Below are 12,175 nucleotides of genomic sequence, written 5' to 3'. Positions count from 1 at the left end.
AAGATATGAGTACGCCACATATTAGCGCAGCCCAGGGCGATTTTGCCGAAACGGTATTAATGCCGGGCGATCCACTGCGTGCCCAATACATTGCCGAGCACTTTCTCGACGATGCGAAACAAGTGACTGGCGTACGCAATATGTACGGTTTTACCGGCACTTATAAAGGCAAGCCGGTGAGCATCATGGGCTCGGGTATGGGCATTCCATCCATGTCCATTTATGCCCGCGAGCTGATCGTCAGCTACGGCGTGAAAAACATTATTCGTATCGGTACCTGTGGCGGCATCGCCGCGGATACCAAAATTCGTGACGTGATTTTTGCCCAGGGTGCGAGCACCGACTCCAATGTCAACCGTGCCCGTGTGCGTGGCTACGATTTTGCCGCCCTGGCCAACTATGGCTTGCTTGAAAATGGCGTACGCGCGCCCGTGAATTGGGTATCGATGCCAAAGTAGGTAATGTGTTTACCACGGATACCTTCTATCAGGCCGACCCCTCGTTCTACGAAGAGCTGCATAAGCTGGGCGTGTTGGCGGTGGACATGGAAACAGCCGGTCTTTACGGCGTGGCCGCCGAATACGGCGCCAATGCCATGGCGCTGTTTACGGTGAGCGATCATGTGATCACCGGCGAAGCAACGCCAGCCGAAGAGCGTCAAAGCACCTTTAACGAGATGGTGAAAATCGCCCTCGAATCAATTTAACTTGCGCACCTAGGGGCCACCCTAGGTTGCAACACCCGTGTTCCTTGGTAATACGTGAAAAACGTTAACCTCAAAGTCCCCGCTTTTTAGCGGGGCTTTTTTATGCCTGCAGATAAGGAGAGCGCTTTGTCTTTTTTATAGTGGGCGTTTGACTAGGGGGAGCAATTAACTTATTAATATTGAGGGTAACTTGTTTGAATTGCCTTAGGTATTTGATATGGAAGTGACTTACCAGAGCTTAAAAGCGCGACAGCGTAGCGAACGAAGTGAATACTCTGAAAACATAGGTTTGCGGGTGCACAGGGCACTGAGCTGGCTGCATAAAGCAGAGCAGATGGAAGGGGATAAAGACTCCCAGTTTATCTTTTATTGGATAGCCTTTAATGCCGCATACTCAAATGTTATTGACGATTGTTACCGTTATACCGAGCAAGATACATTCCGTAATTTTATCGAACGCTTATGTCAGCTGGACGAGCAAGGCCGCTTAGCAGATCTGGTCTGGAATGAATTTGCCAGCAGTATTAGGGTATTGTTAAACAACAAATTTGTGTTTCAGCCCTTTTGGGATTTCCACAATCATAAAAAGTCCGAACAAGAGTGGGAAGAGCGCTTTAAAGCCGCAAATTCCTATGCTAATAAAGCACTCGGCGGTAAAAACACCTCCGCCGTATTATCGGTCATATTTTCTCGCCTATATACATTAAGAAACCAGATTATCCATGGTGGCGCCACCTGGAATAGTTCAGCAAACCGGGCTCAGGTCCGTGATGCGGTTACCTTCTTATCCAAGTTTATTCCGTTCACAATTGAAATCATGATGGATAACGCCCAGGAGTTTTGGGGAGAAGCAAGTTACCCCGTTGTAGAATAAAGCAAATTACCAAGACACCCATCTCAAAGCTTAAAGTATAAGACTGGGTGTCTTGTTTATTACTCAGTTTTTCTAGCGCCTCTCTTTCAGCCCTTGGGTTCTTGAACTCTCTTGGTAGCTTTTAGTCCAAACCTTCCACGATAGAAAAGTGATGGCTGGCTATTCGAAACCCTTCCCTGAGGTAAAATTTATGGGCGGGAAAGCGTTGCACGCCTGAATCGAGGTGGATCTGCGTACAGCCGACTTGTTTCGCATAGCTTTTAAACCAGTTCATAAAAAAAGTGCCGACGCCTTTGGAACGGTATGCTTCATTGGTAACCAGATCCTCAATATAGATGTGCTTTCCCCAAGCGAGTTTTTCGCCCATGCTGAACCCGGCAACCGCCAACACCTCGCCTTCCGATATCACATAGACTAGCTGATAGCCCTGCGCTTTTTGTTTCTCTATCTGCACATGCAAACTTTCACGACTGTACTGCGGGCGCAACTGCAAGAGTACATCAAGCACCTTATCTTGAAGGTCACCTTGACCCATAAACCTAACTTCCATCTACTTCTCCATTTTGGTGTCTTTAAGCAACGAACGTCATCGTACATAAAACTTATCTCAAATCCACATTGTCGACAATTATATTCGATATACATATAAATAAATTGTTTATATGGGTTTGTAAATTAAGATTGTCGACAATGTTAATTTGGGAATTAGATGCTAATGTGGTTTAACTTTTTCGGAACGCTCAATACTTGCTTCATCTTATTTAGTTTAATAGGGGTGTATTCACAAGTACGTACCATATGGCGAAGGAAGCAAGAACACAAACAGCATCCAACGCATATCCTGTCGCTAAAAATGTTTATGGTTAGCTTCTTAGCTTACTACTCCTTCTTTGTATATGGCATGTCGATAGAGCCTTTCAATCACTATATTGTGTGGCCTAGGTTATGCGCCTCAGTGCTGGTTAGTATCATTCTTTATGAAATATGGCGAGACAGGAAGACAGGGCCGTCGTTTCTATGTTTTTCAGCGGCCTTAGCGCTACTTTTGATAGGCGCTTTGTTTGGTGTCATGGGAACTGCTTATGAAGATCAAGGACAGCAAATAATGGCGGTGATGATAGTCTGTATCACTGGGCTTATTGCACATGGCTATTACAGTCAGATCACCTTAGTGCTTAAGGCGGGGGAGACCGGGGCGCTGGATAGAAAAATGAGTGTGTTTATTTTGATGATGGACATTTCAACTATCGCATTTTCTCTGAGTATGGGTCTTAAACAAGGCTGGCCGCTGCTGCTGTTGGCGAGCATCAGTGCCATCACAAAAATCGCCGTGCTTTATTTATTCAGGTGGGTCCGTTTTAGCCCGATAGCGCAGGCCAGACGCGTAGCCCAAAACGCTGGGTCATAGAGAGTCAAGGCGGGCCAGGGCTGATTGAGCATCGTCTATATTAAAGGCGCGCAGGGGTGTTTTGTCCCGTTATTGGGCCCAAAGAGAACGCCAAACTGGTCGTATCAGCACGCCAAATTACTCCTAACTAATTAAAATAATTAAACAAATGCATTTTTATACTTTAGTCGTAGTTGATTTTTCTTTCATTTCGTATTTTTGTTGATAGGATGTTTCCTAAAGGTTAATTCGCAGGCTTGAATTAGCCTTCATAAAAGTGATTTTTATAAATCGATAATACGTGCTTTAACTTACTCTTCTTTGTCTCCACCTTTGGGTGTGTCGATTGATAAAGAAGAGTAGGCAGGATAATCAACGGGACACACATGACAACACATCGTTTAAATATGCTGGCAGTAGCCGTCGGCTTGGCCGTATCCACGGTCTCAGTGCAAGCCGAAGAAACACAACAGGTCAAAGCAGATGAAAAAATTGAGGTAATTTCGGTACTGGGGTCGCGCATGGCCAATCGCACGGCCACGGAATCAACCTCTCCTGTTGATTTGATCGACTCAGACGACCTGAATAAGGGTGGCTTTACCGAGCTGGGTCAAAGCCTGCAGGCTACTGCGCCGTCGTTTAACTTTTCTCGTACTCAGGTATCGGACGGCTCCGACCTATTCCGCCCGGCGACCCTGCGTGGCTTACAGCCGGACCAAACCTTGGTGCTTATCAATGGTAAGCGTCGCCATAACCAGTCTATCTTTGGTCTCAATGGTACGGTTGGCGCCGGTGCTGCGGGTACCGATATGAACGCCATTCCACTGACCGCGTTAAAAGGCGTTGAAGTATTACGTGACGGTGCCGCGGCACAATATGGCTCCGATGCCATCGCCGGGGTGATCAACCTTTCTTTAAATAACTCAACGGGTGTAACAACCGGTTACGTGCAAGCGGGCAGCACAGGCGAAGGTGATGGTGATACCATTTCTATCGGCCTTAACCGCGGCTTTGATATCGGCGATGAAGGCGGTTTTATCAACTTCTCTGTTGAGTATCGTGATGCCGACGGCACTAACCGTGCCCAGCGCGATATCGGTGGCTCGGTAGATGTGCCTGCGGGTACCCTGTCCGAAGAGGTGCGTTGGGGACAAGGTAACGCCGACAGCGAATTTACCTCACTGTTTTATAATATGGCCCTGCCTATGGGCGATAATGAACTGTACTCCTTTGGTGGCTACTCAAATCGTACAGCCTTAGGTAATGGCTTCTATCGTAACTTCGACCAGGCGTCTAAGAACGTGGTCCAGGTATACGGTGATGGCTTCTTGCCACGCATTGATAACGAGGCCGAAGATATCTCTTTCGCTCTAGGTTTACGCGGTGAGATAAACCCGGATTGGAACTATGATGTTTCAGCGGTTTATGGCGAAAACACCTATGACTTCAACTCGAAAAACACCATCAATGCTTCTTATGCCGCCGAGTATGTGTTTAACAACCCAGACGCCACGGACGAAGAGATCATTGCCAATTCCGGCCCTCGTGGCGGTTACTCGGGTGGCTTCCGCTTCGACCAAACAACGGTGAATGCGGATGTAACGGGTATTATCGATATCGGTCGTACCGACCCTGTTTATCTGTCAATTGGTGCCGAGTATCGTAAAGAAAACTATGAAATCGTCCCAGGTGAAGAAGCATCTTACGCCTGTGGCCTAGCAAATATGGATACCTCTTATCCGTCGGTAAACGATCCTGACCAATTTGCAGAATGTGGCTTCCAGGCTTACAACGGCTTACGTCCTGAAGCATCGAACGATGAAAGTCGCCACAGCTATGCCGTGTATGCCGATGCCGAGACCTTGATCACCGATGCCTGGCAGGTCAGTGCGGCGCTGCGCTATGAAGACTTCTCAGATGCCGGCGACGACATTATAGGTAAATTAGCGACTCGCTATGAAGTGAACGACGACTTCGCCATTCGTGGTGCGATTTCATCGGGCTTCAGAGCGCCGTCATTACAGCAAAGTGCTTACACCGCTTATACCACTAACCTGGGTGCCGGCGGCGTGTTATTGCAGTCGTTTACCGCGACGGCAGGATCGGATTTCCCTTCAGCTCTGGGCGTAGACAACTTAGAGCTAGAGACATCGGAAAACTTAAGCTTTGGTTTTGTTTACGATGTGAGTAGCGAGCTATCATTAACCGTTGATTTCTATCATGTTGAGATCAAAGACCGCATCACCCTAGGCAGCTTGATGTCAGCAGAAGATGTGGCCTTTAGCCCAGAAGCGGTTGCCGCGCTTAACGCTACCGGTGCAGAGCAGGCTAACTACTTCTCAAACTCGGTTGACTCAACTACCAAAGGGGTGGATATCATCGCCTCTTATCGCACCGATTTATACGACGGTGACTTCTCGGCGACCTTCGCCGGTAACTTGAATGACACCGAAATCGACGATGTAAACGCACCTGAAGGCGTTCCGGACAATATTGCCCTGGATGATCTACAGCGCAGCTTCCTAACGGATGGTCAGCCGGGTGAGCGTGCTACCTTGACGTTCGAATATGAGCGTGGTGACTACAACAGCATGGTGCGCTTTAACTATTTCGGTGAGACCGACGTTAAATACTTCGGTAATGACCATATCGGCCTACCGGATGAGTTATCGCCTACCGGGTCATTTAAAGACACCAGCACCGTTGAATCGGCCGTGCTTGTGGACGTAAATGTGGGTTATCAGCTTTCCGAGGAGATCATGCTGTCTGTGGGTATCGACAACCTGTTTGATGAAACCCCTGATGAGCTTGGTCAAGACGAAGCGCTTGATTTTATTTCAAATCAGGCATTTAAATACCCGCTTCGCGCAGTGCCTTATGGCTTTGATGGTATGACCTATTATGCGAAAGTAAGCTTTAGCTTCTAAACGCAATCGAATAAAAAAGCACGCGAAAGCGTGCTTTTTTTATGTCTATCACTTCTGAACGGCGCTGAACGCCTAGTGCTTATCACCTATTGCGTAGCAACTAGTTGCTGCACTTTTTACCGCGGCAGGGTTTATCACCGCCGCTGCCACCACCACTTTCGGTGACCTCCACACTCACCCAGCTCGACCAAGAGGATGCGCCGCTATTATTAAAAGCCCGAAGGCGATAGCGAAAGGTGCCGGTGCCGCTGGCATCTACTATGGCGGTCTGATCGGCGCTAATTGGGCCAATGGATGTGCTGGACTGCCACACCCCCGCCAGTTTTTTATGGGCCTTTTCTCGCTGTAATTCGTAGCCACTCTCGCCGCTCACATCATTCCAGCTAAGTTGTGCGGTGCCGTTAACGCCGTCAGCAACGATAAAATTACCGGGAGTAAGGGGTGGTTGCGGATTGCTGCTGGCGCTTAGGGCGCCGGCGAGATTAAGGCGACCGTGCTGCGACCAGGCTTGCATATTTTGCCCCCCAGCACCACTGATGTCAGCGCCTTGCTCCAAGTGCTCACGCACGGCCTGGTTACAAGGCACGCCCGGCGCGGCTTCGCAGGTGGCAGGATCCGCCAGTCCGTCACTATAGAAATGTGCCCAAACCATTGCCGCCGCACCAGCGACATGAGGGCTGGCCATGGAGGTGCCGGAATACCAATCCAGGCAGGCATCGTTGTCGGGGTCAAAAATAGTCCCCAAAATCTCCGCATAGAAGACACAGAGCTCGTTGGGTACGGTGGAGATAATATGATCCCCCGGTGCCATCATGGATATCCAATTACCGAAATTGGAAAATGAAGCCCTGTCATCATTTCGCTCGGTGGCGCCTACGGCCAATACGGGGTCGTAGGCCGCCGGGTAGGTGAGGGTGTTAACGCCGTCGTTACCGGCCGCAGCGATAAGCACTGTGCCTTTGCTCCAGGCATAGTCGACGGCATCGGACTCGGTCTGTGTCCAGCCGCCAAGACCGGCAGGGTCGCCATTTTCATCCACCGAGTCACTGGCATAACTCATGTTGATCACATGGTAGCCGTTGTCGGCGGCATAGGTGATCGCCGCGGCGGATGAGGAAACCGGGCACACCCCGACTATCACATAAATGCCCAAGGGCGGCATTAGATCTATGGTGTATTCAAAGCAGGTTTTCAGGTTGCCAACGGCGCTGTTCCAACCGACGCCGGCAATGCCGATATCATTATTGGTGGCCGCGGCGGCTATGCCAGCCACATGGCTGCCGTGGGCGGCAACATCATCGAGGGTGGTGCTGTAGTCGGCAACAAAACTGACTTCTTCAATGCATTTGCCGGGGGCAATAAATTCAAGGCTGCCGCCGGGTCGTGCAGCTGTTCGGCAGTCGACGCCGGTATCGAGAATAGCAATTTTCACTTGATTGGAGCCGGTGCTGATATCCCAGCCTTCGGGCGCATCAATATCCGCGTCCACCCGACCGACAAATTCTTGTTGCCCTGTTTCTGGGTTCATCAGCAATTGCCCGGTATTATTCAGGCCCCATTGCTCGTTAAACCATTGGTTGTCGGTGCCGGTGGGCGGCGGATCTTGCCCTTCATCGGGGATCAACAAGACCCGGTAGTGATCCGGCTCGGCGTAAACGACATTGGGATTGTTGCTGAACATCTTGATACTTTTGCCAACGCTGCCCACGGGCACTTCAATTACATGCACATTCAGCGGCGACAACACCCTTACTTGCGAGCCACCGGCCATGGCCGCCATCTGGCCGATCTCATTGGCCTTGGTGCCTGGTTTGAATTTCACCAGTACCCGATCAGGGGCGTAGGCGGGGATGTCATGACTGCCCGGAACCACTACGGCGCCAGGTGAGGCAAGGGCATGGGTATAAACCAGAGCAAACAGCAGCGACAGCAAAAGACGATTAAAACTTTGCACTTTCTCTCTCCTTTGAACTTTTTAAATGTTTCCTGTCGGCGCTACCGCAAGGTCACCTCCCGACCTTACGCCGCTTACTGTGCCCACGTTTGCCAAATTTGGTTGCCAAAGTTGGCTGCCAAGAACGGCTGCACAGAACTGCTTAATCTCCTAAGTCTAGAAGTCTTCTGGGGCTTAGCAATGTTCGATGGTGTGATTGGTACTTTAGGAGTAAGCCTAAAAGTAGAGACACAAAAGCCCCGCATAGCAGCGAGGCTCGATATGTTCTTTTGAAAAGTGCTAGAGGTTTTGTTGATGTACCAATTGGTTATGAATGCTGGTCACCAATTCCTGTGGTATGCACAGCTGATTTGCCAGCGCATCGAGGTATAGCCTTGATGCGGGCTGCGTTAGATCGATGGCGTCGACGCTGGCGGCGTAGACCTCAATGCCGGTTTGCGCATCCGGTATCGCGCTCACCAGCTCAGACAAGGTCAGGGGCTGGCGTAATTCGTCAAAGAGCATGGCTTTTTCCTCGACCGTGAGCGCCATATTTTCCACGCTGGCGAAGATTTTTTGTCGTTCTAATTCGTCGATATGACCATCTGCATAGGCGGCGGCGATCATCGCTCGCATTAACAATAATTGTCCCGACTCATTGTTATCATCGATCACGTCCTCAAACGCCTGCTCGGGCATACGATCTGGGGTGTAATCAAAGATGCGGCCACCGTGATTGTCTGAGTGCCCTTGGTACTCTTTGTGTACTTGATTGCTCTGCCTGGCATCGCTTTTTTGCGAGTATTGCTGATAGGCCTTCCAGGCAAGCCCTCCGACCGCGGCCAGGGCTCCGTATTTAAGCGCCTTTTTACCGACTTTCTTGCCTTTTTTTCCCGTGGCCAGGCTGGTCAATCCGCCGCCGGCCACGCCGCCTAAAAAGCCGCTGAGCGCCCCGGATTTATTCAGGCTGCCCACGAGTTTTTGTAATTCTTTCATCACTGCATCCTTTTCTCTGTGTTGGTCACACCTTATGCCAATTGTTTTGAAATGAAAACGCCGGTTTTGTTACAAAGCGCTACAGAGTCGGCGCTAAGTCTACATGGTGTCGACTAACAGCACTTTTTAAACCTGGATTTGGGACAAGTGGCTATCAATCCAGCGTTTTAGTGAAGCGTCTGGCGGCAAAGAAAACGCCAAAAAGGGTAAAGGCGCCAAGCCACAGCGAGTCTTGCCATAAACTGGAGAGCTCAGCGCTGCGCAGCACTAGCCCCCTGATAATACGCATAAAATGGGTGGCGGGCAGGGCTTCAGCAATCCATTGAGCGGCGACGGGCATGCCTTCGTAGGGAAACATAAACCCCGACAGTAAAATGGAGGGCAGCAGCACGAACAGGGTCATCTGCATTGCCTGCAACTGACTGCGTGCCAGGGTCGAAATCAAAAGCCCTAACGCCAGGCTTGCGGAGATAAACAACAGTGAACCGAGCAAAATCTCATGAGGCTTGCCATGAATAGGTACATCAAACATCAGGTAGCCCAAGCCTAAGACTATCACCACCTGAATTAAACCAACGAAAATATAGGGGACAATCTTGGCTATCATCAGCTCCAAGGGGCGCACCGGCGTTGTGATTAAAAGCTCCAGATTGCCTCTTTCGCGTTCACGGACAATGGCAATGCTGGTGAACAGCACCATGGTCATACTCAAGATCACCGCAAGTAATCCGGGCACTATATTCACCGCCGTTCTGCGGCTGGGGTTGTAATAAAGTGCCACTTCGAAGGTATTGTTGGCATCGAGTAATGTCTGCCCGGCATTGGCAGATTTGGGGTCCAGGGTAAACGGCATATTCTGCAAGCCGGAGATGGCGCCGCCAATCACGCTGTCGGTGCCATCCACCAGCCAGTGGGCAAGGGCGCGTTGTTGCGCCAGGCGCTGGTTTATATCATGGGGAATGACGAGCACGGCCCGTACTTCGCCCGTTCCAATAGCAGCCTTTGCCGCTTCCGGGGTGTCAAAGGTCTTGGTGAAATTCACTATTTGGGTCGCCCGCACGGTTTCAAGCAGTAAACGGCCGGTTTGATTATGGCTTTGATCAACCAGCGCAACGGGGATATGACGCACATCGGTATTGATGGCGTAACCAAACAGCGTCAGTTGTATTAAGGGGATCATTACTATCATGGCAAAGGTGAGCCTATCCCGTGCCAGTTGCTTTACTTCTTTGAACATCACCGCACGAATGCGGGCAAAGGAAATCATTCTCTGCTGGCTCCGGTCACGCTCACAAACACATCTTCCAATGTTGGGCGAGCCTGGGTGAGCTCTGCATTGTGTAGCTCTGGGTACTGGGATTTAAGCCAGTCGATTGGGTTGGGTATTTGCTCATAGACGAGGACGCGCAGGCGCACTCCTAGCTGTGCGGCGGAGCGCACCTGTTCATTGGCGATCAGTTTAGATTTTAATGAGCGCAAACCGGAGGTTTTGACCTCAACAATGTTCACCCCCATCTTCTGCATTAATTCATCCGGCGAGCCATCGGCGCGTATTGCCCCAGACTCCATAATCGCCAAGCGGTGGCATCGTTCCGCTTCGTCCATATAATGGGTGGTGACCAAGATGGTGGTGCCTTGCTCGGATAAGTCGAATAGCTTCTCCCAAAAATCCCGTCGATTTTCCGGGTCCACGGCGGAGGTGGGCTCATCGAGAAACAACAGCTCTGGTTTATTGATGGTCGCGCAGGCCAGGGATAAACGTTGTTTTTCTCCGCCACTCATGCCGCCGACCATTTGCTTTTGTAAGGCATGCAGCCCGTAGGTGTCGATTTGCTCTAGGCAGCGAGCTTTGAGCTCTATGCCAGCTAAACCGTAAATCTGCCCCATAAAAAACAGGTTTTCTTCCACCGTTAAATCTTCATACAAGGAGAACTTCTGGGTCATATAGCCGATCCTTAGCCTTAATGCGTCTGCTTGGCGAGGAATGGCCAGCCCCAATACCTCAACTTGGCCGGTGGTTGGCGTAAGTAACCCGGTAAGCACCCGAATGGTGGTCGACTTGCCGCAGCCATTGGGCCCTAAAAAGCCATAGATATTGCCTTTTTCCACCTTCAGCGAAATGTTGTCCACGGCTTTTAAGGTGCCAAACTGTTTGCTGAGATTGTGCGCTTGAATCACCAGTTCGGTCATAATGAGTCCAACTTGATCTGCACTGGAATGCCCGCAGGCAGGGCCTTGGTGCTTGCTGGTAGGTCAATTTCGGTCAAATAGACCAGACGCGAGCGATCGCCTTCGCTCATGCTGCGATAGGGTGTAAAGGCGGGCTCCACAGACACCCAACGTATGATGCCGGCGACCTCTTTTTCCACCCCATCGATACGCACCATGACTTCTTTACCGGCGATTATGTTCGCCTTGTAAGGCTCGGGCACATAGACTCGGGCATAGGGGGTGCTGTTAGCCTGTAAAATGGCGACCACACTGTGTTCATCCACCCGCTCACCTACATTGTATGGGAGTGAGTCTAAAATACCGTCGCGGGATGCCCTGACCGTAAGCTCTGCCAAGACGGTTTGTTCATATTCCACATCCGCTCGGGCCGCCGCGAGTGCCGCTCTGGCCAGTTGAATGTCTTCAATGCGCGCCCCGTTAAGGAGTTTTTTGAGGTTTTGCTGGGCTACCTCGACCGCCGCTTTGGCTAACTCCCAGGCTGCAATGGCACTGTCTAACTCTCTTTGTGAGGCCAGGGATTTGGACACCAACTCTTGTGTGCGACTAAGCTGCAACTCGGCTTCATGTGCGGTGGCGTTTGCCGAGGCCAAGTTCGCTTCGCCAGCGAGAATGTCTTCCTCGCGCTCGCCATTGAGTAATTTTGTCAGCTGCATTTGCGCTTGCTGCTCAACCGCCTTGGCCTTGTTTAAGGTCGCCAATTGTTTGGTGTGATTAAACTCAACGAGAATATCGCCCGCTTTTACCTGCGATCCTTCTGCAATCGGCTGTGCCATGATGATTTCATTGGATGTGGCCAACAGCGTGATTCTGTCTCGCTCAAGAATACCGAACGCGGTATTGGAGTCGCTGTCAGTGCATGCCATTAATGTCATCAGCAAGGTGCACAAGAGCGGGGTGAATCTAAATTTCATTTAGCGAACCTAGAGTTAGCGGCAAATAGGAATAACGCACATTTAGATATAAGTGTAATTTAATTTAAAACTATGAAAGGTTGTTTTTCAAACAGTTGCTCAGCCGCGCGCGTTCAGACGATAAACACGGTATGTGTTTTTCTATTTTCAGTAAATTGATAATGTCTAAATCAAGCCGCGCCTAAGCACGGCGCCAGCTTGGTTCGATT

General features: G+C 50.3%; 9 protein-coding genes and 1 pseudogene. 4 read left to right on the top strand and 6 right to left on the bottom strand.

Annotation, left to right across the window (positions count from 1 at the left end):
- Positions 1–5: 5 nt before the first annotated feature.
- Positions 6–706 (top strand): annotated as a pseudogene (deoD, locus tag C2M29_RS08055) (purine-nucleoside phosphorylase).
- A 217-nt stretch (positions 707–923) separates the two neighbouring features.
- Entirely contained in the window at positions 924–1,580 is a 657-nt protein-coding gene (locus tag C2M29_RS08050) for a HEPN domain-containing protein (protein WP_233998381.1), read from the top strand.
- Positions 1,581–1,701: 121 nt separating this feature from the next.
- On the opposite strand, the gene C2M29_RS08045 is transcribed toward C2M29_RS08050, so the two are convergent.
- Positions 1,702–2,115 (bottom strand): GNAT family N-acetyltransferase, encoded by a 414-nt coding sequence (locus C2M29_RS08045; RefSeq protein ID WP_233998380.1) that lies wholly within the window; start codon positions 2,113–2,115, stop codon positions 1,702–1,704.
- Positions 2,116–2,649: 534 nt separating this feature from the next.
- Between C2M29_RS08045 and C2M29_RS16720 the strand changes: the two genes are divergently transcribed.
- Positions 2,650–2,988 carry a hypothetical protein gene (locus C2M29_RS16720; protein WP_233998379.1) on the top strand — a complete coding sequence of 113 codons (339 nt, stop codon included), beginning with the start codon at positions 2,650–2,652 and terminating at the stop codon, positions 2,986–2,988.
- A 365-nt stretch (positions 2,989–3,353) separates the two neighbouring features.
- Complete coding sequence (locus C2M29_RS08035) at positions 3,354–5,894, top strand: TonB-dependent receptor plug domain-containing protein (RefSeq protein WP_105189258.1); 2,541 nt, start codon at positions 3,354–3,356, stop codon at positions 5,892–5,894.
- A 100-nt stretch (positions 5,895–5,994) separates the two neighbouring features.
- Here the strand turns inward: C2M29_RS08035 and C2M29_RS08030 are convergent, their stop codons facing one another.
- The 5 genes from C2M29_RS08030 to C2M29_RS08010 form a co-directional block, all read right to left on the bottom strand.
- On the bottom strand, positions 5,995–7,848 hold the full coding sequence (locus C2M29_RS08030; protein WP_105189257.1) for a S8 family serine peptidase: 1,854 nt from the start codon (positions 7,846–7,848) through the stop codon (positions 5,995–5,997).
- 279 nt (positions 7,849–8,127) lie between these two features.
- The gene (locus C2M29_RS08025; RefSeq protein WP_105189256.1) at positions 8,128–8,823 is read right to left on the bottom strand and encodes a tellurite resistance TerB family protein; all 696 of its coding nucleotides are present in this window, start codon (positions 8,821–8,823) and stop codon (positions 8,128–8,130) included.
- Positions 8,824–8,977: 154 nt separating this feature from the next.
- Entirely contained in the window at positions 8,978–10,090 is a 1,113-nt protein-coding gene (locus C2M29_RS08020; RefSeq protein WP_105189255.1) for an ABC transporter permease, read from the bottom strand.
- Positions 10,087–11,013, bottom strand: a complete 927-nt coding sequence (locus C2M29_RS08015) for an ABC transporter ATP-binding protein (RefSeq protein WP_105189254.1) — start codon at positions 11,011–11,013, stop codon at positions 10,087–10,089. The genes C2M29_RS08020 and C2M29_RS08015 overlap by 4 nt, the downstream gene beginning before the upstream one ends.
- Positions 11,010–11,966, bottom strand: a complete 957-nt coding sequence (locus tag C2M29_RS08010) for an HlyD family secretion protein (RefSeq protein WP_105189253.1) — start codon at positions 11,964–11,966, stop codon at positions 11,010–11,012. The genes C2M29_RS08015 and C2M29_RS08010 overlap by 4 nt, the downstream gene beginning before the upstream one ends.
- Between the last annotated feature and the right edge of the window lie 209 nt (positions 11,967–12,175).

It is taken from the genome of Pseudoalteromonas sp. T1lg48 (genome assembly GCF_002964785.1).
GTDB lineage: Bacteria > Pseudomonadota > Gammaproteobacteria > Enterobacterales > Alteromonadaceae > Pseudoalteromonas.
This window is presented reverse-complemented; position numbering and strand designations above follow the sequence as displayed.